The sequence below is a fragment of the Methylobacterium sp. WL116 genome, assembly GCF_008039455.1.
Lineage (GTDB): Bacteria > Pseudomonadota > Alphaproteobacteria > Rhizobiales > Beijerinckiaceae > Methylobacterium.
On the sequence record NZ_VRUV01001011.1, the window covers coordinates 1 to 758 of the forward strand.

General features: G+C 66.0%; 1 protein-coding gene. It reads right to left on the reverse strand.

Annotated elements, in window-relative coordinates:
- Positions 1 to 486: MucR family transcriptional regulator (locus FV223_RS29115; RefSeq protein ID WP_147730053.1), on the reverse strand; the 486-nt coding region annotated here is incomplete at its 3' end.
- Positions 487 to 758 lie beyond the last annotated feature (272 nt).

The window sequence follows — 758 nt, forward strand, 5'->3', positions numbered from 1 at the left end:
ACCTCGGCGAACTATTCGGCCCAGCGCTCGGCGCTCGCCAAGAGCCTCGGCCTCGGCGGGGGTCGAGCGGCCGGGCTGGCCGAGGCCGAGGCTCTTGGCGAGCGCCGAGCGCTGGGCCGAATAGTTCGCCGAGGTGGTGGGGTAGTCAGCCGGCAGGCCGTAGCGGTCGCGGTAGCTGTGCGGGTCGAGGCCGTGCTTGGTCAGGTGGCGCTTCAGCGTCTTGTAGGACTTGCCGTCGATGAAGCTGACCAGCCCGTCGGGGCGGATCGACTTGCGGATCTGCGCGGGGCTGGGCTTCTCGACCGTCTCGGCCGCGACGGGGGTCGTTCCGGAGCCGACGTTGTTCAGCGCCTCGTGAATGCTGGCGATGAGCGTCGGCAGTTCCGTGATCGGCACGGAGTTGTTCGACACGTAGGCCGCGACGACGTCGACGGTCCGCTCGATATACTCGTTGCTGGTCTGTGCCGACGGTGTAGTTTCAGACATACGTCCGTTCCTTGCCTGTTCCTTGATGGGTCCCCACCCGCAGGAATTATGATGTTTGGCAGAGAAAGCAAGGATGTCGGAGCGGTTATCGGTGCTCAACACACGAACAAGTGTGGATCTTGCCTGCCGTGCTTCGGCGCTATCCGTGCAACCGACCCGGCATCCGCAGCAATGCAGTGCTCAGCGCCGCGCGAAATCTCTGCAACTGCGGAGGGCGGGATTCCGCTGTTGCCCGAACCCGTTACAGCGCCCGCGCGCGGGCGGGGCGGGCG